General features: G+C 55.5%; 21 protein-coding genes and 1 tRNA gene. 10 read left to right on the top strand and 12 right to left on the bottom strand.

The window, feature by feature from the left end:
- Window position 1 precedes the first annotated feature (1 nt).
- A complete protein-coding gene (locus V6L79_RS12385; RefSeq protein ID WP_261741793.1) occupies window positions 2-943 on the bottom strand; it encodes a branched-chain amino acid ABC transporter permease in 942 nt (313 codons plus the stop codon).
- Window positions 944-1,002: 59 nt separating this feature from the next.
- On the bottom strand, window positions 1,003-2,244 hold the full coding sequence (locus tag V6L79_RS12380) for a branched-chain amino acid ABC transporter substrate-binding protein (RefSeq protein WP_261741792.1): 1,242 nt from the start codon (window positions 2,242-2,244) through the stop codon (window positions 1,003-1,005).
- Between the two features lie 284 nt (window positions 2,245-2,528).
- Here V6L79_RS12380 and V6L79_RS12375 point away from each other — a divergent pair, with 284 nt between their 5' ends.
- From V6L79_RS12375 to V6L79_RS12365, 3 genes are all read left to right on the top strand, one after another.
- Entirely contained in the window at window positions 2,529-3,242 is a 714-nt protein-coding gene (locus V6L79_RS12375; RefSeq protein WP_261741791.1) for a FadR/GntR family transcriptional regulator, read from the top strand.
- Window positions 3,243-3,447: 205 nt separating this feature from the next.
- Window positions 3,448-4,278 carry a shikimate dehydrogenase gene (locus tag V6L79_RS12370; protein ID WP_261741790.1) on the top strand — a complete coding sequence of 277 codons (831 nt, stop codon included), beginning with the start codon at window positions 3,448-3,450 and terminating at the stop codon, window positions 4,276-4,278.
- A 29-nt stretch (window positions 4,279-4,307) separates the two neighbouring features.
- Window positions 4,308-5,048 (top strand): SDR family NAD(P)-dependent oxidoreductase, encoded by a 741-nt coding sequence (locus tag V6L79_RS12365; RefSeq protein ID WP_338578857.1) that lies wholly within the window; start codon window positions 4,308-4,310, stop codon window positions 5,046-5,048.
- A gap of 95 nt (window positions 5,049-5,143) precedes the next feature.
- On the opposite strand, the gene V6L79_RS12360 is transcribed toward V6L79_RS12365, so the two are convergent.
- From V6L79_RS12360 to V6L79_RS12350, 3 genes are all read right to left on the bottom strand, one after another.
- Window positions 5,144-6,145, bottom strand: coding sequence for an NADP-dependent oxidoreductase (locus V6L79_RS12360; RefSeq protein ID WP_261741788.1), 1,002 nt, complete (start codon window positions 6,143-6,145; stop codon window positions 5,144-5,146).
- Between the two features lie 54 nt (window positions 6,146-6,199).
- Complete coding sequence (locus V6L79_RS12355; RefSeq protein WP_338578856.1) at window positions 6,200-7,084, bottom strand: alpha/beta hydrolase; 885 nt, start codon at window positions 7,082-7,084, stop codon at window positions 6,200-6,202.
- Window positions 7,085-7,196: 112 nt separating this feature from the next.
- Entirely contained in the window at window positions 7,197-8,291 is a 1,095-nt protein-coding gene (locus tag V6L79_RS12350) for an alkene reductase (RefSeq protein ID WP_338578855.1), read from the bottom strand.
- A 337-nt stretch (window positions 8,292-8,628) separates the two neighbouring features.
- On the opposite strand from V6L79_RS12350, the gene V6L79_RS12345 reads away from it, so the two are divergent.
- Window positions 8,629-9,087 carry a GNAT family N-acetyltransferase gene (locus V6L79_RS12345; protein WP_338578854.1) on the top strand — a complete coding sequence of 153 codons (459 nt, stop codon included), beginning with the start codon at window positions 8,629-8,631 and terminating at the stop codon, window positions 9,085-9,087.
- 85 nt (window positions 9,088-9,172) lie between these two features.
- On the opposite strand, the gene V6L79_RS12340 is transcribed toward V6L79_RS12345, so the two are convergent.
- Both V6L79_RS12340 and V6L79_RS12335 read right to left on the bottom strand, forming a co-directional pair.
- Entirely contained in the window at window positions 9,173-9,970 is a 798-nt protein-coding gene (locus tag V6L79_RS12340; RefSeq protein ID WP_338578853.1) for an alpha/beta hydrolase, read from the bottom strand.
- 95 nt (window positions 9,971-10,065) lie between these two features.
- The gene (locus tag V6L79_RS12335; protein ID WP_338578852.1) at window positions 10,066-10,887 is read right to left on the bottom strand and encodes a MinD/ParA family protein; all 822 of its coding nucleotides are present in this window, start codon (window positions 10,885-10,887) and stop codon (window positions 10,066-10,068) included.
- 1,892 nt (window positions 10,888-12,779) lie between these two features.
- Here V6L79_RS12335 and V6L79_RS12330 point away from each other — a divergent pair.
- Together V6L79_RS12330 and V6L79_RS12325 are read left to right on the top strand one after the other, a co-directional pair.
- The gene (locus tag V6L79_RS12330) at window positions 12,780-13,415 is read left to right on the top strand and encodes a hypothetical protein (protein WP_338578851.1); all 636 of its coding nucleotides are present in this window, start codon (window positions 12,780-12,782) and stop codon (window positions 13,413-13,415) included.
- Window positions 13,416-13,640: 225 nt separating this feature from the next.
- On the top strand, window positions 13,641-13,919 hold the full coding sequence (locus V6L79_RS12325) for a hypothetical protein (RefSeq protein WP_338578850.1): 279 nt from the start codon (window positions 13,641-13,643) through the stop codon (window positions 13,917-13,919).
- A 212-nt stretch (window positions 13,920-14,131) separates the two neighbouring features.
- Here the strand turns inward: V6L79_RS12325 and V6L79_RS12320 are convergent.
- Window positions 14,132-14,208: transfer RNA gene (locus tag V6L79_RS12320), tRNA-Val, on the bottom strand.
- 184 nt (window positions 14,209-14,392) lie between these two features.
- Between V6L79_RS12320 and V6L79_RS12315 the strand changes: the two genes are divergently transcribed.
- Window positions 14,393-15,676 carry an FAD-binding oxidoreductase gene (locus V6L79_RS12315; RefSeq protein WP_338578849.1) on the top strand — a complete coding sequence of 428 codons (1,284 nt, stop codon included), beginning with the start codon at window positions 14,393-14,395 and terminating at the stop codon, window positions 15,674-15,676.
- A 100-nt stretch (window positions 15,677-15,776) separates the two neighbouring features.
- Here the strand turns inward: V6L79_RS12315 and V6L79_RS12310 are convergent, their stop codons facing one another.
- Window positions 15,777-16,454, bottom strand: a complete 678-nt coding sequence (locus tag V6L79_RS12310) for a peptidase C39 family protein (protein WP_321836142.1) — start codon at window positions 16,452-16,454, stop codon at window positions 15,777-15,779.
- 224 nt (window positions 16,455-16,678) lie between these two features.
- On the opposite strand from V6L79_RS12310, the gene V6L79_RS12305 reads away from it, so the two are divergent.
- Window positions 16,679-16,846 (top strand): hypothetical protein, encoded by a 168-nt coding sequence (locus V6L79_RS12305; protein ID WP_261741774.1) that lies wholly within the window; start codon window positions 16,679-16,681, stop codon window positions 16,844-16,846.
- Window positions 16,847-16,901: 55 nt separating this feature from the next.
- Here V6L79_RS12305 and V6L79_RS12300 read toward each other — a convergent pair whose 3' ends face one another.
- Both V6L79_RS12300 and V6L79_RS12295 read right to left on the bottom strand, forming a co-directional pair.
- Window positions 16,902-17,657 carry a TerC family protein gene (locus V6L79_RS12300; RefSeq protein ID WP_261741773.1) on the bottom strand — a complete coding sequence of 252 codons (756 nt, stop codon included), beginning with the start codon at window positions 17,655-17,657 and terminating at the stop codon, window positions 16,902-16,904.
- A 30-nt stretch (window positions 17,658-17,687) separates the two neighbouring features.
- Window positions 17,688-17,927 carry a hypothetical protein gene (locus V6L79_RS12295; RefSeq protein ID WP_261741772.1) on the bottom strand — a complete coding sequence of 80 codons (240 nt, stop codon included), beginning with the start codon at window positions 17,925-17,927 and terminating at the stop codon, window positions 17,688-17,690.
- Between the two features lie 135 nt (window positions 17,928-18,062).
- Here V6L79_RS12295 and nhaR point away from each other — a divergent pair, with 135 nt between their 5' ends.
- Window positions 18,063-18,962 (top strand): transcriptional activator NhaR, encoded by a 900-nt coding sequence (gene nhaR, locus V6L79_RS12290; protein WP_261741771.1) that lies wholly within the window; start codon window positions 18,063-18,065, stop codon window positions 18,960-18,962.
- Here nhaR and V6L79_RS12285 read toward each other — a convergent pair.
- A complete protein-coding gene (locus V6L79_RS12285) occupies window positions 18,949-20,112 on the bottom strand; it encodes an MFS transporter (protein ID WP_261741770.1) in 1,164 nt (387 codons plus the stop codon). The two genes, nhaR and V6L79_RS12285, sit on opposite strands and share 14 nt — an antisense overlap.
- 366 nt (window positions 20,113-20,478) lie before the next feature.
- Here V6L79_RS12285 and sstT point away from each other — a divergent pair, with 366 nt between their 5' ends.
- Window positions 20,479-21,711 (top strand): serine/threonine transporter SstT, encoded by a 1,233-nt coding sequence (sstT, locus tag V6L79_RS12280; protein ID WP_261741769.1) that lies wholly within the window; start codon window positions 20,479-20,481, stop codon window positions 21,709-21,711.
- Window positions 21,712-21,716 lie beyond the last annotated feature (5 nt).

Raw genomic sequence — 21,716 nt, 5'->3', positions numbered from 1 at the left:
TTTATCCCTTCTCGCCCATCAGCCCGGACGGCCGGATCAGCAAAATCAGCAGCATCAGTGCAAACGGAATGGTTGCCGCCACGCTGGACACTTTGAGGGTCATCAGCCCACCCATCTGCTGTGCCCAGTCACCTGCCCCCAGCAAACCGAAGAGCGAAGCCAGGCTGAGGTCTACACCTACTGCGAACGAGGAGATCAACCCGATCAACAGCGAAGCGATCATTGCCCCGGCCATCGAACCCAGACCGCCGACAACCACCACGACAAAGACGATGACGCCCAGCTCCAGGGCCATATTCGGATTGGTGGTGTAGAACGCTCCGGCCAGCGCTCCGGCAAGCCCCGCCAGTGCCGCACCGATACCGAATACCGCCATGAACACCAGAGGCACGTTATGCCCCAGGGCCTCGGCCATCTGCGGACGATGGATCGCCGCCCGCACGACGATGCCGACTCGGGTGCGGGTCAGCAGCAGGTAAATCAGGCCGAACACCAGCAGCGAAACCCCGCCCATCAACAGGCGATAGAACGGGTAATCCGTGTTGAATACCTGGAAGGCAGCAAAATTGAGGAACTCAGGGATCCGGTACTCGACAGAAAAATTACCGTAGAACAACTTGATCAACTCGGCAATGATAAAGGTCAGGCCGAAGGTCAGCAGCAGTTCATGAGCGTGGCCATGCTTGTGTACCCGGCGCAGGAAGAAACGCTCGACGATCACCCCGAGCAGGCCCACCAGCACGGTCGAGAGCAGTACCGCACTGGTAAAACCGACAAACTTCTGCAGGGTATAGGCCAGGTAGGCACCCACCATATAGAAGGAGGCATGGGCGAAATTGAGCACGCCCATCATGCCGAAAATCAGCGTCAACCCGGCCGAAACCATAAACAGCAGCAGACCGTAGATCACGCCGTTAAGCAGTGAAACTGTGAGAAATTCCATAGGCGACTCCAGCGTTCGCGATGGACAGAAAGACGTACCGGCCGGCACGCCATGCGGCGTCACTCAGGTCGTTGCATCTGGCAGGTGTCCTGGACAGGCGCTGCTGCTTCATCGGCACTGAACGACTTGATCGGCAAGAAGCCCATGTCAGTGCCATCGACTTTGTAGCGAGCTTCTTTCGAGACCACCGACACCACAAACGGCATCAGCAATTGGTGATCTTCGGTCCGCATGCGCACTTCACCCAGCGGGTTGCTGTCGCTGGCTTTTTCCAGAGCCAGCGCGAAACTGCGGGTATTGAGGCGACCGTCTTGTGCCGGCAGTTTCTTCAGCACATTGCCGACCATCTGCAAGGCAAATACGGTCTGGGGTTCGATGTAAGCCGGCAGGTGCCCGGTGCTGGCCTGGTACTGAGTGGCAAAGCGTTCGCCCTCCTCACCGGCCGCCTCGATATTGAAAGGATGGGAGACGTAGTGCCCCAGCGCGACATCGCCAGCGTTGGCCAGGTTACCCGGCTGGTCAAGAAAGGCGGTGCCAAAGCGCAGTTTCAACCCGGCAGAGCGACTGGCCTTCATCAGCAACAACAGGTCGTTGCCCCAGTTGCCGGTCAGCACGGTTTCGGCACCCGAAGCCTGGATGCGAGCAATATAGGGCGAGAAGTCCTGCACCTTTTGGGTGTCATGCAGGCTTTTACCTACCAACTGATAACCACCAGTCGCCGCGTTTTCGGTAATAGCTTTTTCCATGTCCAGGCCCCAGCTGTAGTTCTGGTTCATGGAATAGACCTTACTGCCCAAGGCGCCCGCTTCTTTCATCGCCACCACCAGGGTTTTGACCCGTATCGGCGCATTCCCGTTGAAACGGAAGTGGTAGAAGTGGCATTTGCTGCCCGTCAGTTCCAGTGCTTCTCCCCCGACGTTGAGAAACACTACCTCCTTACCCTTGTTGCGCAGGTTGTACTTGCGCACGTCTTCAGTGATCTGCCCTGCGGCCACTGAGGACGCACCTTGAACGATCATTTGCGCACCGCTGCCAATGGCGGCTTTGAGTTTCTCGGAAGCACCTGCCGGGGTTCCCTGGCTATCGAGTTCGATAAGCTGGATCGGTTCGCCATTCCAGCCGCCTTCGGCATTCAGCCGTTCGATCTGAAAGCGTGTGGCGGCGCGAAACATTTGCCCGGTGGCGGCTGACGGCCCCGACAGGGTCTCGACCAACGCCACTTTCAAAGGATCAGCGCAGGCGATGCCAGCGAACAGGGTCGTGCCGAGGGTGAGCAGACGCAGCGTGGTCTTGGTGTGCATGGAAACCTCGTTTTTTATTTTTATTTACGGTCTGGTAGAACATCATCAACAACATGTCTGACCAGTTGGCGAAAACTACGACAACGCTTGCCTTAAGTCAAAGCACCCGAACCCTAAAATATAATTTTATTTTTTTATAATTCGCTCGCAGGCCTTTAAAACAGCCAACCCAAGCTGAAAATATTTTTTCAAACACTTGTAAGACCACAGCCCGCTGCTTCACTATCAACAGCTCATCACTTCGATGCCTGTACCCGTGCTGCCTACCGGCAGAGGACTGAACAATGAAAAGCGTTAACGTGCATCCCCACCAGCCCCTACCCATGGAGATAGTCAACTGGCTCAGCGGCGAGATCCAGTCCGGACGGCTGGCTACCGGTGATCAATTGCCAAGCGAAAGGCAATTGTGCGAACAGTTTTCGGTTAGCCGGGCGGTGGTGCGCGAAGCCTTGTCGCAGCTCAAGTTCGAAGAACTGATTACCACCCAGCAAGGCAAGGGTGCGTTTGTTGCCAAGCGCGGCGAGCGCCATGCGTTTCGCTTGAAGGAAGTATCGCTGGGCGAGGAAGACGCATTGCTGCATATCCTCGAGTTCCTGATCACTATCGAAGTGGGCGCCACGCGCCTGGCAGCCTTGCGTCATACCCCCGAAGACCTGAAGAAAATTCGCCAGGCGCTGGTCGGCATGGAATACGCGATGGTCAATGACCAGTTGGGTGACGAAGAGGACTACGCCTTCCACCAGGCCATTGTCGCGGCCACCCACAACCCGCACTTCAAATCACTCAACGAGTACCTCGACCACAGCGTTCGGCGCCTGATTCGAGAAGCCCGCAGCAACACCGCTGAAATTTACAACGAGCTGATCCAGGACGTGCAGGACGAGCACCAGGCCATCTTCCAGGCCATCCAGGCCCGTGATCCGGTGTTGGCTGGTGAAGCCGCCGAGCGACACCTGCGCAATGCCGCCAAGCGCATGGACATGTACCTGCAGGCTTGATCCCCTGAGCCCCCTTGACACCTGAAAGCGAAGCCTTCTAACATCATGTCAGACCACTAAAAAATATGTCAGACAGGTTGTCATTCATGGGCCGTATCACAGCACTGCTACAACCACCGGCTTCATGCAAGCGCGCCTCCTGCGTCAACCCCGCCCGTGGCGCGACAGCCTACGTGCGCTTCTACTCCTGCCTTTGAGGTTCCCCATGCACATCAGTGGCCAGACGCGACTGATCGGCATCGTTGCCGATCCGATTGCCCATGTAAAAACCCCACAAGTGATCAACCAAAGCGCCACCAACCAGGGCCTTGACCTAGTTTGCGTGCCGCTGCACGTACAAGGGACAAACCTGCACAAGGTACTGCTCGGCGCATCCGGCATTGCCAACCTGCACGGCCTGGTCGTGACCATCCCTTACAAGGAAAGCATCGTTGAATACTGCGATGAATTGACCGATATGGCGCGTCAGGTCGGCTCGGTCAACGCAGTTCGGATTGACCCCGAGAGCGGTCGACTGACCGGTGGCAACTTCGATGGCGAAGGCATGCTTGCCGGGCTGCATCAGCAGGGTCATCGACTGGAAGGCAAGCGCGTATTGCTGGTGGGTGCCGGTGGCGCCGGCAAGTCGATTGCCGCGGCGATTGCCCGGCAAAACCCGGCACGACTGGCGATCTACAATCGTTCTCCGGCCCGCGCCGAAGCCCTGCTGGAACGCCTTGCAGCGCACTACCCCACGGTTGATCTGAGCACTAGTGACGGAAATGCGCAGGGCTTCGATGTGATCATTAACGCCACATCTCTGGGCCTCAAGGACGACGACGCCCTGCCGCTTGACCCCAGCACCCTACAGGCTGGCGCCCTGGTCTGCGAAGCCGTGATGCGCGCCGGCGATACACCACTATTGGCTGCGGCACGCCAGCGTGGCTGCCGCGTTCACCACGGACAACACATGATCTATGGCCAGATCGTGCAGATCTGTCGGTTTCTCGGCGTTGACCTGCAGCATGAACACCTGGCGCGCATTCTCGGCCCATGATCCCAGGCACTCTTACGGAGACCCCGACCATGTACGACTTCAACAATCGCGTCCTGCTGCTGTCAGGTGCCAACGGTGGTATTGGCCGCGAAGTGGCAAATTTGTTTTATCAATATGGCGCCTCGATGGTGCTCGCCGACTTGGACGGCGAAGGCCTGGCAGATTTTGCCCGAGAACTCGACCCCAGCGGCCAGCGCGTCAGTACCCTGCAGATGAATGCCGCAGACCCAGAAGACTCGGCCAAAGCAGTGCAACTGGCTATCGAGCGCTTCGGCGGTATCGACTTCCTGGTGCCGTCGGCCGGCCTGTACCAGTCGCAACCGATTCGCCAGATGACCGATGAGCAATGGCGCCAGACGCTGAGCATCAACCTCGACGGCGTATTCTACCTGTGCAGTCGGGCAATCCCGGCACTGCGCGCCAACAGCGCGATCGTCAACCTGACCTCGGTGGCCGCACATCGGGGGGCGTACTCCAACGCGCACTATGGCACGTCCAAGGGTGGGCTTCTGAGCCTGACCCGCGCCCTGGCCCGTGAATTGGGGCCGCAGACCAGGGTGAATGCCGTATCTCCCGGAGTCATCGAAACCCCGATGACCCAGAACCTGATCGCTACCCGCGGCAGCGACTCGGTGGAACAGACCCCACTCAAACGCCTGGGTCAGCCGAGCGAAATCGCCTCGGTGATTGCCTTCCTGTGCAGCAACGGCTCAAGTTTCATGACCGGTGAAGTGCTACACGTTAACGGCGGGCTGTACATCGCAGGATGAACCATGCCCTTGAGGTCATCGTCGCCATCTGGCGATAGTGGCCTCAGGCTCGAAAACCCAACTACCACAGCAGCTCAAGCACCTGGCGTCACCCCTCAGACCATCCTGACCACTAACTTGCCCTTCGCGCGGCCACTTTCAACATACGCCAGCGCTGCGGCAGTTTCTTCGAAAGCAAATACCTGTTCGACCACAGGCGTGATCGCTCCTGACTCAATAAGGGTGGTTATCTCGTTTAGCTGCTGCCCATCTGCACGCATGAAAACAAAGGAGTAGCTGATGCCGCGTTGCCCGGCTTGTTTACGAATGCTGCGACTCAAAAGCCCCAGCACCTGCTTCAACGGCCAGGACAGGCCTTGATCTACGGCGAACTCGGGTGTAGGTGGCCCGGAAATCGAAATCAACTGCCCACCGGGCTTCAACACCGATAGCGACTTGCTCAACTCGCGCTTGCCCAAGCTATTGAGGACTACATCGTAATCGCGAAGCTCGTTAGCAAAGTCCTGCTGTTTGTAATCGATAACGACATCAGCGCCCAATGCTTTGACCCAGGCAACATTCGCCGTACTCGTGGTCGTTGCAACATAGGCACCAAGATGTTTGGCCAATTGAATGGCAACGCTGCCCACGCCGCCGGAGCCAGCATGGATCAGCACTTTTTGTCCGGGTTTGAGCTTGGCTGTCTCGACCAGCACTTGCCAGGCGGTCAACGCTACAAGAGGAACTGAAGCAGCCTCCTCCATCGACAGATTCAACGGTTTTCGCGCCACGGAGGATTGCTTGATCGCGATGAATTCGGCGAATGTACCAATACGATTCTGGTCAGGACGCGCATAAACCTCATCACCCGGTTTGAAACGGCTAACCTGCGCGCCGACTTTGATTACTGTTCCCGCAACGTCATTACCCAGTACCAGTGGCAACTTATAAGGCAGGATCATTTTGAACTCGCCACTGCGAATCTTGACGTCCAGCGCATTGACGCCCGCCGCGTGCACTTGCACCAGGACATCGTCGTCTTGCACCGCCGGCTCAGGCATTTCGCCAATCCGCCCGGACACGTTTTTCCCATACCGATCAATGATGAATGCTTTCATCTGAATGACTTCTCTATTTGCAAATCAAGTCGAGTTTCAAAAAATCCTGTAACCCTAATGGACGGCTTGGGAGCCAGACCCATCCAGGAAGGCCAACACCTTTGACACGAATTCAGCGTGGTATTGAAAAATCCCCCCGTGGCCTGCGTCCTCGAAGATCACCAACTGCGCATTGGGTAGTCGAGCCGCGATGTCCTGACTCAATCGGGTTGGCACCATGATGTCGTTATCACCATTTACAATCAGCACAGGCACGCCAACCTGGCTCAAGTTCTGTGGGGCCTGCCTACCCCACGACTTGATCGCTTTCAGCTGTCGTAACAGAGCAATGGGGGTCGCTGGTTTGTCCCGGTCAGTCGTACGCTGTTTCAGCCGCAGCAGGTAAGCCTTGGCAGCCATTCGGCTTTGTCTCGAAGGGGTAAAAAACAGGTAATACTTGGGATCACGCAGCGTCAGCAGACCGCGGAGCATCAGTGGCCACGAGACGGCGCCCACTCGATCAATACCTTCCCCACCGGCCGGTCCGGTACCTGTGAGGATGAGTTTGCGTACCAGCTCGGGAGCTTGAAGCACCACTTGCTGCGCCACGAAACCACCGAGTGAAAAACCCAGCAAATCAATTTTTGAGTACCCAAGTGCCTGGACAAGCGCAACGACATCGCTTGCCATCGCCTCGATGGTGTCGGGAGCACTCCCCGTGGACGCACCAATCCCCTGATAATCAATGGCAATAACCCGATGGCGGGAAGCCAGGCCATCCATGATGCGCGGGTCGAAGTTATCCAGGACCGCCGCCCAATGGTTGAGCAGCACTATCGGCACAGCAGCGTCCGGTCCAAGTTCACGGTAAGCAAAAGAGACGTTGCCCACCTTGATCGACAAGTTAGGGGCATCGATAAATGTTATGGCTGAAACGCTTCGGGATACGAGCTGATCCATTGAAACCTCGACAACACTTGAACAAATCAAACCAGCAGAACTGCCTTCAGCACGTGCTCTGAGTTTAATTAAAGCCCAAAGCGCGCCAGCATGGAGGACGTGTTGTCTGTGCTCACCGAGCGTTAGCTTCGGCCAGTGTCGGGTAGTCGATATAACCCTCAGCACCACCGCCATACAAAGTAGCCGGGTTTAACGCCGCCAGCGGTGCACCAATCTTCAAGCGTTCGATCAAGTCAGGGTTACTGATAAAGGGACGGCCAAAAGCGAACAAATCGGCGTCATCATTGATCAGCCGCGAGGTAGCCAGCTCAAGGTCGTAGCCGTTATTGGCCAGATAGGTTTGCTTGAAACGGCTGCGTAGCTCGCCATAGTCAAAGGCCGCCACGTTTCGCGGTCCTCCTGTAGCGCCTTCAACGACATGCAGATAAATCACACCCAAGGCATTGAGTTGCTCGGTAATGTAGTTGTACTGCGGTTGAGGATCCGTGCTGGTAATGCCATTTGCTGGCGATACTGGCGAGATACGCACACCTGTGCGCTTGGCGCCGATTTCATCGGCGACAGCAGCGGTGACTTCCAGCAATAGCCGTGCACGGTTCTCTATTGAACCGCCGTAGGCATCGGTACGCTTGTTAGCGCCATCCTTGATGAACTGCTCCAACAGGTAGCCATTGGCGACATGAATCTCCACCCCGTCAAAACCGGCAGCCATTGCATTGGCGGCAGCCTGACGGAAGTCATTCACGATTCCCGGCAGCTCGTTCAGGGCCAACGCTCGAGGCTCGGAAACATCAGCAAAGCCATTGTTCACGAAGGTTTTGGTTTCAGCACGAAGGGCTGATGGGGCGACAGGGGCTGCACCGCCAGGCTGTAAGTCAACGTGGGAAATTCGCCCAACGTGCCACAACTGCACGAAAATCCGACCTCCATTTGCATGCACGGCTTCGGTAACTTTACGCCACCCATCAATCTGCGCCTGGGTGTAAATGCCGGGCGTATCTTGATAGCCCTGAGCCTGCTCAGAAACCTGGGTTGCCTCAGTGATGAGCAGCCCGGCCGAAGCGCGCTGGCTGTAATAAGTGGCAGTCAACTCGGTGGGTGTCAGACCAATACCCGCACGATTGCGAGTGAGGGGCGCCATAACAATGCGATTAGGCAGAGTGAGATCTCCCAAACGGTAAGAGTCGAACAGAGTTTTATCGGACATATAGCACCTTTGACATCACTGATTAAGCAGGCCTGGTTTGGTGTAGCTGAGGTTTTTTGCTGAAGACAGGATTTATGATGATGACTGAAATCTAAACCGTCAAGCTTTTTGATTATGATCAACATCAATAAATGATCAACCAAACCTTAACGCCACTTAAGCGAGCGGTACCGCTGCGGGAGCGCGCAGGCTCGCTCCCACAGACAAGGTTTTCTGGCAGTCAGATCACTCGATTTCTCGGTGGAGACGTCGTTGTAGTCCGCTTAATATCACTCGGCCTGCACGGGTCTTATGCTTGACGGTGCGTGCCCATCGAAAATAGACAAGGAAGAACCCTATGCTCCAGTTAGTCTGGCTGCGCGACCATATGCAACACAGCGACACAATGGCGCAGTGGCTGCATCGACAGTTCGCTTACGAATTCAGTGGGCAGCCATTGGCTGACTGGCAACAAGAGTTCGCTCAGGGCCAGGTCAGCTGCGACTGGCAATGCCTGATAGCGCTAGAGAATGGGCAACTGCTGGGTGGCGCAGCACTCGCCGCAGACGACCTGCCAGAACGCCCGAAAACGGGCCCTTGGCTCGCATGCGTACTCATCGCCCCGCACGCAAGGAAACGAGGCCTGGCGGAGCAACTGATCGAAGGTATCTGCAGCGAAGCAAAAAACATGGGTACTTCACTGCTGTACCTGCACACCCATGATCGCCAAGACTATTACGCAAAACGTGGGTGGCAGGTGCTGGAGTGTTTCCAGGCCTGGGGAAAGGAGCAGTGGCTGATGACGCGCAAGCTTTGATCCCGCCTGCAAGCAGACAGGGCTCAATAGGTCATCCGATCAGGGGGATCGGATGACCAGAAGCACATCTTGTTCAGGAAGGCGTTTATCGCTCAGCCATGACCCGCTCATTCGTCGTCAAAAAAACCTCCAGAATTGCCAGTAACCATTCCGGGCGGTCTTCATGGGCTGAGTGATCTGCGAAAGGAACGTTCAGGAGCCTCGCGTTTGGCACCCTATCGGCCAGCTCTACTGCGTTGGTGCGCGAAACAAGCATGTCTTCGTCGCCCCTGACCACCAGCAAGTCGGCAGTAATGTTGCCCACAGATTCGTTCGGGTAGCCTTCTTCTCCGGAGTCGAGCCAGAGCGACTTCAGTGCTCCCGTCAGCCGCTCGAAATCTGGCGCAGGATTCAGGGCCTGGTAACGATCGTAACTATGCGCAAACATCTCGCGCCAGCTCTGGGCGGTGACCTCGGCATACATGCCACGAGCAGGATCGTCCGCGCTCAGCATCCAATGCGCGCCAATTGTTACCAGCTTCTCAATATGTACATTGTTGGCCACGGCAACCCGTAGCGCAGCGATGCCGCCATCGCTATGGCCAATAATGCTGCAACGTTCAATCCCCAAAGACCCGAGCACCGCCTCCACATCCTGCTGCAGGCGCTTGTAGCTAAGTCGTGATGAGCCAAGGGTGGACTTCCCCTGGCCCCTGCTATCAATTGCGATCAACCTGTAGGTTTGGCTCAGACGTGGCGTGATGACATTAAACGTCTCGATATCACCAAACCCTCCATGGAGAAATACAAGGGCTGGGCCCTCCATGTTCCCCTGCTGTTCGTAGTAGAGACTTGCCTGATCTATCTCTATGTACTCGCCGTCCTGATGATTGAACGCCTGCATGCACCGTTTCCTTTATGTAATGACCGTGTCGGCTCTCAGCCTAAAACTGTACGTGCCAGTGACGATATTAAACACGTGCAATAGAGCAGCTCGTATTAACGTCTCGAATTATTGACCAGTCCTTCTATAAAGAACTCTATATGCCCTCGAGGACTGCTGGAAATTGACCAGGCATCAATTTTTTTAGCAATGGCCCTAAATGCCGTTGTGCTCTTGGAGCGAGGGAAGTTTCGGTAGACTGCTCGCTGCAAACAGGCGGCCTTGCGTATATCCTGGTCGTATGGAATTGCCCCTACATACTGCAGCGTTACGCTTAGAAAATCGTCAGTTATCCTGATCAATTTGGCGAACAGCCTTTGGCCGTCAAGCGGATTGTGCTGCATGTTGGCCAGGATCCGGAAGCGACTTATTCCGTAGTCACGATTAAGCAACTTTATGAGTGCGTAGGCATCAGCAATTGAGGTTGGCTCGTCACACACAACCAGCAAAACCTCTCGGGCTGCTCGAACGAAGGTAACTACTGATGTTCCAATACCCGAGGCAGTATCAATCACCAATACATCGAGTGTGTCAGCGACATCGCTGAAAGCCTGGATCAAGCCTGCATACTGCGCAGGCGATAAATGCGCCAAGTTCTGACTGCCTGACACGGCGTGGGCAATGCGCACTCCCCCAGGCCCTGGCATCAATACATCGGATAACTCGCAGCGTTCCTCAATTAAATCGGCAAGTGTGTACGTCGGGGTAAGCCCCAACAGAACGGCGATATTCGACAATCCCAGATCGGCTTCCAGCAATACAACCCGTTTGCCAAGTTCTGCCAATGCCAAAGACAGGTTTACAGCAACAACGGTCTTGCCCACCCCTCCCTTCCCGCTTGTAACGGCGATAACTTGTACAAAATGTCCACGCTCCATACTTTCTATTCCCATCCCTGTGTGACACGTGAGCACTTACGCAACGCGAAGGACAACTTACCAAGTCAAGCCGCCCCCCTTAATTACAAGGCTGATACCTGAAGCTGAATGTATCGCTCTCAACGGTGAAACCTGCGCCCACCTGGACCGGGTCTATTCTGAACTGACAAAAATGTCAGCATCGCACGCCAGGGGCCGAAGGGCCTCGCACTGAGGCATGATTACTGTTAGCCGACAAAATTTTTATTGTTATGGGTGGCCTTGAACCCAGAAGCGACTCAACCAGCCCCTCATTAACCGGGAGCCCAAGCAAGACGTGATCAATGCCAATTTATAAAAAAACCAAATAAAAGAAAAGTCATATACACCAAAATTCATTTTATAACGTCACCAAGCCAGTTGAGTGGCGCCAGCAATCCGTCAAAGCAAAAAACCAGAACAAACAATCGTCAGCGCTATATATAGAAGACATAAAATCAAGAAAATTTGCAGCCAGCCGAATGGCGCCAACAACCCGTCAAGCCATAATAAAAAGTGTAAAAATATTTTTTGAAATGGTTACAGACGAACGGTTTCAGCACTATCATTTGCTCCGGAATTTTTCCCTGGTTACGCCAATACGATCAGTGAATATCCCACACGCCCATTCATAAACTCGAAACAGGCAGCTGCAGACATTATATTAACCTGGCCAACGAAGGCATTTATAACAACGTGCCTGCATCGCTAAACCACTACCGAGCTGACACACCCAGCCACCTAACGCTCAGCAACCCTTTTATAACCACATCAAGAACACCAGAGAGCATACAGACATGAACGGACTAATGTCATCGGTGAACAGCCATCGCCCCTATAACCTACTGAATCATTTTTCAGCGCATTAAATGACACAACAGGCGAGCTTTACCAAATCAAGGCAGATATATGAGCAAACTATTTAAACGCGATTGGATGTGGGCTTATCGCAAGATGCGCAGCCTTCTGTGCTCCAGACTAACCTCTGCTTATAGAGCCACCCTGTATGCTATTCGAGGTGATACCGGGGCTTTTTACAACAGCCGTACTTGGCAGAAGATTCGTATCCGCCGATAACCCCTACTCTTTCGACTTATTCAAGACCGGGTCACTCAAGCCGTAATGTTGACGGGTAATCCTTGATAAAAGCGCTTTCGGCCGTAAAAAGGATATGGCAAACGAGTTGCACAAGACATTCGCAAGTTCGTTATTGTCCAAGCCAACCTTTTTATCGCGCCGATCGCCAACCGGTTGCGGAATGCGTACGGCCAGCCGATGTGCGGCCAGGCCCCCATGTCGCTGGCGTTCGGAGGATCTAAAGTAAGTGCTGCGCCGTGACGGGGATTTAAATCTCTCAAAAAATACAAAACGTACTTAATAATTGAACTAGCGCAGAAGTGAGAGTCCAAGAAAACTCAGATAATTTTCCTGGACAGCTTAGAAACATGAAGATCAAAAAGCAGGAAGAAGGATGAACGCCAGCAAGACTCACGGCTGGGTATGGGCATATCGAAAAATTCGAGGACTGCAATGCACACCACTGACCTCCGCCTACAGGGCCACCCTGTATGTGATACGAGGCGATACGGGAGCATTTAACAACGATGTGAGCTGGCAAAAGATCCGTATCCGGCGCTAACCCATCATGAAAAGCAACGAAGTGATAAGCATGGTCTCCCCAAACGGTAGGCAACCCGTGCAGGCATCACTGTCGCGACTTATCAGCTACTTTCGGCTGTTTCCATAGCAGCCGAACCTATCACCTGCATGTTGGGAGGCGTCCCGACCAACAACTCGCGCACTACCTCGATGGCACGGGGCTCAGGTAACCTGCGCCTGATTATCGGTGATCCAAACAGTCAATGGATGAAGTCATGAACAGGACCTTTTGTGTCGTGTTAAGCCTTTCGATTATTGCTTCGTCACTAACGGCGTGCGCCACACCTGCGGCCAAGGCGCCCATCAGCGGGCCGCAGATTTATGGCTACACCTTATATAAGCCGCTCTCCAGCGATGAACTCAACGCGCTCACCAATACCGGTTTCGAAACGCTCGCGGGGGCCAGGGTATTTCAACGGGATGATGGGCACAGCGGTGAAATCAACGTGTTCCTGGATAGCCGAAATCGCCCCAGCGTGATCAACAAGACTAGCCGCGTGTTCACCAGTGAGGGCGAATGCGAGTCCGAGCTCAAGACGCAGATGAGAGACCTGCAACAACGTATCGACAGCCACAACAACACAATCGCTCAGTCGGAGAGAGATACGCATACACCGAGAGGACGCTATGTCAGCCTCAGTCACGAAGCATGCCGCGTTCACCAAGGTGACCAGGCAGATCACTATCGTTATGCCCTGAGCGTGTCCAAGCGCCAGGAACCCGCGACCTCGACATCAGGATTGGGAAAGAAGGTCGACGACGCCTACACGGGAGCCTGGATGACCGTGTTCATGGTTGTGCTGTCGCCATTCGTGCTGATTGGCGCAGCAGTTAGCAAGGCGATCGACTGACCACTGCATACACCGCCCCCATTGATGGTCATGCCGTCATGAAGCTCATTGGCTCTGTACGGTGAATTGCGCATAAAAATGCAAGAAGACTCTTCGGTTGTGATTTCCACAAGGAAAGTCACTCGCGCAACCCTGTCTAAGCAGAACACAGCCCAGGGGTAGACTTGGCGTATGAAGCCCTTAACATGCCGTGCTTTAAACGCCCCCTCAAGGAAGACGTTACTCATGAACAAAGCGCTTTACTGGCTTCGATTGGCGGCCTCGTTACCGATATACGCCGTAGCCATTTTGATATGGGTCCAAGCTTCGAAAACCGTTTTCAAGTCTGCCGTGCTGGTTTTTACGACGCATTTGACACCCTATCGATTCGGAGAAGTGCTGGGCGTCTGGCTATTTTGCGTGCTCTCGGCAAGTATTGCCTACGGCATGTGGCTGCTTGGAAGATACGTGCGGACTTCACGCTTCAGAGTGCAGCCCAAGCCGTCGTCGACCGATCTTCCTTAATCGCTTACATCTTGTCTTCGGCGTAGATCGCCCCACCGATGATCGCCCCCACAATCGTCTGTAACAGGCCTGCTCGCTTGATACGCACTCTATCCGGCGCGTAATGCGCCTGAGGTGGGGGGGTTTGCAAAAGCTTTGCAAATCGCAGACAACAAAAAAGGGCCCACCTTTCGGTGAGCCCTTCTAGACCGCCCAGCAGAGCGGATTTTGTTTGGTAGGCGCGATTGGACTCGAACCAACGACCCCCACCATGTCAAGGTGGTGCTCTAACCAACTGAGCTACGTGCCTGCTGTGGGGTCGCATTCTATAGATTTGCGGAGGGGTGTCAACACCTTTTTTGCAGCTAACCCTATGAATAGTCGAATTATTTATTTTCACCGCAAAAAAGCTCATCCGCCGGTAGCTGGCGGGCGGTTTTCAACTCAGGTAGCATCGGTCGCACTCGTAAAAAATATAAAACAGAGGCTGCAGAATGTCGAACACTCCCTATCCCCAGTCCTACTATGCGGCTTCAGCTAATCCGACTCCTGAACGCCCTGCCCTGCAGGGTGAGGTCGAGACGGATGTCTGTGTAATCGGCGCTGGCTATACCGGGCTGTCGAGTGCGCTGTTTTTGCTGGAGGCCGGTTTCAAGGTCACTGTGCTGGAAGCCGCAAAGGTGGGGTTCGGCGCTTCCGGACGCAATGGCGGGCAGATCGTTAATAGTTACAGCCGCGATATAGATGTGATCGAGCGCACTGTGGGGGCCAAGCAGGCGCAGTTGCTGGGGCAGATGGCCTTTGAAGGCGCCAAGATCATTCGTGAACGCGTGGACAAGTATCAGATCCAGTGCGACTTGAAAGACGGCGGTGTGTTTGCAGCGATTACCGCCAAGCAGATGGGCCATCTGGAAGCACAAAAAAAACTCTGGGAGCGTTATGGCAACACCCATCTGGAGTTGCTGGATCAGCGCCGGATTCGTGAGGTTGTGGACTGCGATCAGTATCAGGGGGGGCTGCTGGACATGAGCGGCGGGCATATTCACCCGCTGAATCTGGCTCTGGGCGAGGCCGCCGCCGTTGAGTCGCTGGGCGGTACGATTTACGAGCAGTCACCGGCGATACGGATTGAACGCGGTGCCAATCCTGTGGTGCATACGCCACAAGGCAAGGTGCGCGCCAAGTTCATCATCGTCGCGGGCAATGCTTATCTGGGTAATCTGGTACCCGAACTGGCGTCCAAATCCATGCCGTGCGGTACTCAGGTAATCACCACCGAACCGTTGAGCGAAGAACTGGCCAAAACCCTGTTGCCGCAAGATTACTGCGTCGAAGACTGTAACTACCTGCTCGATTACTATCGCCTGTCCGGCGACAAGCGCCTGATCTTCGGCGGCGGCGTGGTGTATGGCGCGCGGGACCCGGCCAACATTGAAGCGATTATCCGGCCAAAAATGCTCAAGGCTTTCCCGCAGCTCAAGGACGTGAAAATTGACTACGCATGGACGGGTAACTTCCTGCTGACGCTGTCACGCCTGCCTCAGGTTGGCCGTATCGGTGACAACATTTATTACTCGCAGGGTTGCAGCGGTCACGGAGTGACTTACACCCATCTGGCAGGCAAAGTGCTGGCTGAGGCCTTGCGCGGCCAAGCAGAGCGCTTTGATGCGTTTGCCGACTTGCCGCACTATCCTTTCCCCGGCGGACAGCTGCTGCGTACACCACTGACCGCTTTGGGCGCGTGGTACTACAGCCTGCGGGACAAGTTCGGGTTTTAACCCATTGTGGGAACGGGCTTGCTCACGATAGGCGCGACGCGATCCTTCAGTGAAACCGCGTTGTTTACATCGCGAGCAAGCCCGCTCCCACAGGGTTTGTCTATTTATTGGATTCAAGGGTCTTGATGGCGGTGGCCCCGGCCTGCTCCTGTCCCGAGCGGGACAGGTCATTAGCCGCTTTCAACCAGCGCGCCTTGTCGACATTGGCCGGCAATTGTGTCGGCGACAGGATCAGTACCGCCCAGCCTCCGGCATCTTTCCAGGCCGACTCGAACGTATTGATGTTCATCAGTCGCCGCCGTTCCATGCCCGCACGCAGCATTACCGTACGCTTGGCGCGGTTATAACCTACAAGCATCGCGTAGCGCGGCTCGGACCAGAGCGTGCCGTCGCTGAAACGCAGCATGACCGGATAGCCTGCAGCGACTTGGGTCAAGAGCGCAGAAAGCGACGAGTCCAACGGATAGACCATCAACCCGTAGCCAGCAGCCAGTTGCTCCATATTGCCTTGCAATGCAGCTTCGGCGCCCGGCAGCTTCAGCGGTTTGATCAAAAGACCCGGGGTAATTCTGACCCGTTGCTCACCGAGCATCCCGGCCAATGTTTGCGGGCCGCCTTGATTGGCATTACCGCGAAAAAAGGGTACGCCATTGAGCTCGACCCGTTCAGGCAAACGCTGAATTTGCGGAGACTCAACACTAGCGCATCCCGCCATCACCAATACCAGGAACCCTGTCAGCAACAGTCGCGCTGATCTCAACCCAGTCACTCCCTGCATATTCCCTCGCCTTGAATGAGTGTCGGACCATCAGGCCCGCCAAGGGTGACGATCATAGGGTGCCAACAGGACGAGGTATAGCCTTTAGCCACAGCACTATCGTTGAGATAGAGCAAAATGGTTAGTCCAGCACGACCTTCGGTCAATAGACTGCAACACTGCTGAGGCTAGACTGTCCATTGCTTGGCGTGTGTTTGAGCCCGTTGGGGGCAAAGGAGGCACTGATGAGCCCGATACTCACGATTGTCCTGCTGATCACCGGCTGGCTGACTGTCGCTGGCGCTATGCTCTGGGGCCTGATGCGCATTAGCCGCCATCACCACCCGCAGGTGCAGCCAAAACCGCAAGACACCCCTGAAAAACCGGTAGCTGGCGCAGCAAACGCCCATTAAACAAAAAGCCGCCCACCCCAAACAGGGTGGACGGCTTTTTAGCAGTTACTTGCGCTTACTTCACCAGGGCAGCCTGGCGTTTTTCCCGAATCTGGCGCGCCACAATGTTGAGTGTTTCAACAGTGGCCGAGAACGCCATCGCCGCATACACGTAGCCTTTAGGTACATGGGCACCGAAGCCTTCGGCGATCAGGGTCATACCGATCATGATCAGGAAGGCCAGCGCCAGCATCACCACGGTCGGGTTGTCATTGATGAATTTGGCCAGAGGCTCCGAAGCCAGCAACATCACCATTACCGCGACCACTACTGCAATCACCATGATTGGCAAGTGTTCGGTCATGCCGACTGCGGTAATGATGCTGTCGATGGAGAACACCAGGTCCAGCATCAAAATCTGCCCGATGGCCGCCGCAAAACCCAAGGTTACTTTCGACGACACGCTCTCGGTCTTTTCTTCCGGTTGCGGGGTCATGCTGTGGTGGATTTCACTGGTGGCTTTCCATACCAGGAACAGACCACCGGCAATCAGAATCATGTCCTTCCACGAAAAGGCCTTGCCCAGCACTTCAAACACTGGCGTGGTCAACTGAACAATGTAGGCGATAGTACCCAGCAGACCCAGGCGCAAAATCAGCGCCATGCCGATACCGATACGACGTGCCTTGGTGCGGTATTGCTCAGGCAGTTTGTTGGTCAAAATCGAGATAAAGATCAGGTTATCGATGCCCAGCACGATTTCCATCACGATCAACGTGGCCAAGGCAACCCAGGCTGCGGGGCTGGCAGCCAGTTGTAAAAGATATTCCATAGGTGTGTTCGGACTCTGCAGTAGGACGCGTTAAATGGCTTTGGATGAGTCTTTGTTTTCTTGTTCAGGCTGCTCTTTTTCGACCAGCCCGCCAGTGGCATCACTGAGCGCCTGTTCAGCCGCCTTGTGCGTGTCATCAATCGCCTGTTTGGCGGACTCAGCGGTTTTGCTCAACATTTGTTGGGCGGCTTTTTCTGCCTGATCGCAACCGCTCATCAGCACCAGGCCCGACACCAACAACACGGCAACAGCAGATTTTTTAATGTTCATGGTCTCTTTCCTCTCTAAACCGACGGCCACCGGGGTGGCTTGCGCATAACGCGGGATTCTAGAGAATCAAACACTTCAGGAAAATTCGTATTTTTAAGCGCTATACTTCGGTTTTTACGAACTGTTGATGCGCCGATGCTTAATTACCGCCAACTTCACTACTTTTGGGTCGTTGCCAAAACCGGCAGTATCGTTCGCGCCTGCGAACAACTCAATCTCACGCCGCAGACAATCAGCGGGCAAATCAGCCTGCTGGAGGATACCTATGGCCTGCCATTGTTTCGCCGGGTCGGCCGCCAGTTGGAGTTAACCGAAACCGGGCGTCAGGTGCTGCCCTATGCCGAGCAGATCTTTCAGCTCGGCAGCGAGCTGGAAAGCATGCTGCGCATGGCGCCCAAGGAGCAACAAATTCTGTTTCGGGTTGGCGTGGCCGATGTGGTGCCCAAGTCGATTGTGTATCGCTTGATCGCACCCACCATGGAGCTCAACGAGCCGATCCGTATTACCTGTCGTGAAGACAAACTCGATCGGCTACTGGCGGACCTTGCGATTCAGCGTCTGGACCTGGTGATTTCCGACAGCCCTATGCCCTCTCACCTCGACATCAAGGGCTTTAGCCAAAAACTGGGCGAGTGCGGCATCAGCTTTTTTGCCGCCCCGGCACTCGCCAAAGATTACACCGAGAACTTCCCGCACTGCCTGCAAGGCGCCCCGCTGCTGATCCCTGGCCCCGAGACCGTACTGCGCAGCCGCTTGCTGCGCTGGCTGGCCGAGCAGCAAATACAACCGCGGATCGTGGGCGAATTTGATGACAGCGCACTGATGCAGGCCTTCGGCCAATCCGGAATCGGTGTATTTATCGCCCCCAGCGTGATTGCTCAGGAGGTGATGCGCCAGTTTGACGTTGAGCTGATCGGTCACACCGAAGCGGTCACTGAATCGTTTTACGCCATCACCGTCGAACGCAAAATCCGCCACCCCGGCATCGTTGCGATTACCGAGGGAGCCAGGCGCGAGCTGTTTACCCCGCGTTAGCGCACACAGGGCGAGGCTTGGCGGACATCAACAACAGCGCCAGCAGAATCGCTATCAGAATAAACCCGGCGGCGACGAACCCCAGGCTGCCCAAACCATAGTTATCGATCACGCGCCCACCGACCATCGCGCCCAGGCCAATCCCGAGATTACCCCCGGCAATGTTCAACGACGCAGCAAATGCCGGGGCATGGGGCGCGGCTTTCATCAACCGCACGTGACTGACCAGAAACAGCGCCGCCTGCGTCACACCCCAAATACCCATCGCCGCAGCAAGGCCCAGGGTCGAGTGAATACTCGGCACCAGCGCCACCAGACCGCCAATCATAAAGGCACAAAACACCATCGAAGCAATCAGCGGATGACGGTCCACCATGCGTCCGCCCAACGAGTTGCCGATCAATCCGACCGCACCAAAACCCATCAGGCACCAACCCACCAGGGTGCCGTCAAAACCCGCCAACCGCTCAAGGATGTCGGCCAGGTAGGTGTAAGCCGTGAACATGCCGCTAAACACCAGCACCGACAATACGATATGGCCAATCATCAGCGGGCTGCGCAACAAACCAAATTGTGAGCGCAGGGTGACGACTTCCTTGACCGTTCGGGTCGTGGGCAAGTAGATCCACAGCAGCAAGGCCTTGGCCAGTGCTACCACCGCCAGAATGCCGAAGGCACTGCGCCAGCCCCACGCATCGGAGATCAAGGTGCCTACAGGGATACCAAATACTGTCGCACAGACAATTCCGAAACCAATTTTGGCAATCGCCCGCCCGGCGTAATCCGGGCCTACGATGTCTACCGCTGTTTCGCTAGCCAAGGCCCAGAACACCGGCAAACCCAACGCGGGTAACAGTCGAGCAAATGCCATCACCCAAATATTCGGCGCCAACGCCGCCACGGTGTTGGCGAAGGCGAACATCAGCAAAATAGTGATAAACAGCCGCTTGCGTGGAAAACGCGCAAAGTACGCGGTCAAAAACGGCCCAAGGGCGGCTACGGTGAAGGCGAACAGGGTCACCAGCAAACCGGCCTGGGGCACGCTGACCTCAAGGTCACGGGCAATCGACGGCAGCAGGCCGACAATGATGAACTCGGTAGTGAGCACGGTAAAACCGGCCGCAGACAGCAGCAGGATGGGCAACAGCATGAATAACTCCAGAGACAACGAGGCCAGCGAAAGCCCAGGGGCCCGCTGATTTGAAGAAGAATGGGGATGAGTGATAGTAACAGAGTGCTTCTACGCGAAGCCACGTTACCCTCGATAGAAGCCCGCCATGAGATGTGGCAGATTGCCCCTGCTTAAGAATGCACCTACATCACTATGTTAAAGTTCGCCCCCCGCCGTGGTTTTAGTCACACAGACGTGTTCAGCACGCAAGACCAGCCCCGGCCGCTGACTCTGCTTTAATCAAAACGTTTAACCCCGCCGACTTGCGTCGATCAGCCTGCCCGCTTGCTGCTGATCGCCCCATAGTTTTTCAATGCACCACCCAGAACAACTAGAGAAAACCCTATGACTGACGCTCCACCTACCCTGCTGCAAAAGCTCAAGAGCACCAGCCTGGTGACCCAGATCGTGATCGGTCTGATCGCCGGTATTTTGCTGGCCTGGCTTGCACCTGCGGCTGCGCTTTCGGTGGCCTTTATCGGCAAAGTGTTCGTCAGCGCCTTGAAAGCCGTGGCACCGATTCTGGTATTTGTCCTGGTCATGGCATCGATTGCCAACCATAAACACGGACAAGAAACCCATATCCGCCCGATCCTGGTGCTCTACCTGTTCGGCACCTTTGCCGCTGCCGTAGTGGCCGTTATCGCCAGCATGCTGTTTCCATCGAGCCTGGTACTGGTCACCGAAGACATCGCCATTGCAGCGCCGGGTGGTATCAGCGAAGTGTTGCAAAGCCTGTTATTGAGTGTGGTGGATAACCCGGTCAACGCGCTGATCAACGCCAACTTTATCGGCATTCTGGCGTGGGCTATCGGGATGGGGATTGCCATTCGCCATGCTGGCGACGCCACTCGCACCGTGCTCAGCGACCTGTCCAACGGCGTCACCCTGATTGTGCGTGTGGTCATCCGTTTTGCACCGCTGGGTATTTTCGGCCTGGTGGCTTCAACCCTAGCCACTTCGGGCTTCGGCGCGTTGCTGGGCTACCTGCACCTGCTCACCGTGCTGATTGGCTGCATGCTCTTTGTGGCACTGGTGGTCAACCCGCTGATCGTGTTCTGGAAGCTGCGTCGCAACCCGTACCCGCTGGTGTTCCTGTGCCTGCGCGAGAGCGGGATTACCGCGTTCTTCACCCGCAGTTCGGCGGCAAATATTCCAGTGAACATGGCGTTGAGCGAGCGTTTGGGTCTGCATGAAGACACCTACTCGGTATCCATCCCTCTGGGTGCCACTATCAATATGGCAGGCGCGGCGATCACCATTACGGTATTGAGCCTGGCAGCCGTGCATACGCTGGGAATTGCGGTCGATATACCGACAGCCATTTTGCTGAGTGTCGTGGCAGCCATATGCGCGTGCGGCGCATCGGGCGTGGCGGGCGGGTCGCTGCTGTTGATCCCGTTGGCGTGCAGCCTGTTTGGCATCCCGAGCGAGATTGCGATGCAAGTGGTAGCTGTGGGCTTCATCATCGGCATCCTGCAAGATTCGGCCGAAACCGCGCTCAACTCATCCACTGATGTACTGTTTACGGCTGCTGCGTGCATGGCCCAGCAAGACAAGGCTGTGCAACAGAGCTAAGACAA

Source organism: Pseudomonas sp. ML2-2023-6, assembly GCF_037055265.1.
GTDB lineage: Bacteria > Pseudomonadota > Gammaproteobacteria > Pseudomonadales > Pseudomonadaceae > Aquipseudomonas > Aquipseudomonas kulmbachensis.
The sequence above is the reverse complement of the archived record's forward strand: the minus strand, read 5'-3'. Positions and strand labels throughout refer to the sequence as shown.